Source organism: Dyella sp. SYSU CM1112 (genome assembly GCF_058216415.1).
On sequence record NZ_JBZEGI010000061.1, the window covers coordinates 1 to 463 of the forward strand.

The following is a 463-nucleotide window of genomic DNA, read 5'->3' on the forward strand; positions in this document are numbered from 1 at the left end:
CGCACACCGGTACCAATTCCGCGTTTTACGGCTCGACCATCCAGTTCCTGCTGGACAACACCCCGCTCGGTGCACATTGGATCTTGACGATGAAGGACGGTACCCAATACGCCTTCACCCGCCACATACCCAATTCCCTGTCGTGGATCCAGGACCGCTACGGCAACCAGATCCAGTTCAGCTACAACGGCGGGCTGATCCAGCAGATGATCTCGCCCAGCGGGCGCACCATCACCTACAACTACGACAGCAGCAACCGCATCATCAGCGCCACCGACAACAGCGGCCGCACCATCACCTATGCGTACGACAGTGCCGGCACGCTGGCCACGGTGACCTATCCGGACCAGACCACCGAGCAATACACCTACGACAGCAACCACCGCATGCTGACCATGCAGGACCGACGCGGGCATGTATGGGTGACCAACCAGTACGACGCCAACGGGCGCGTGAGCCAGCA

1 pseudogene is annotated in these 463 nt (G+C 60.7%); it reads left to right on the forward strand.

What is annotated here, in order from left to right:
• Positions 1 to 463: pseudogene (locus AC4HNJ_RS21605) on the forward strand (hypothetical protein); the annotation flags it as partial.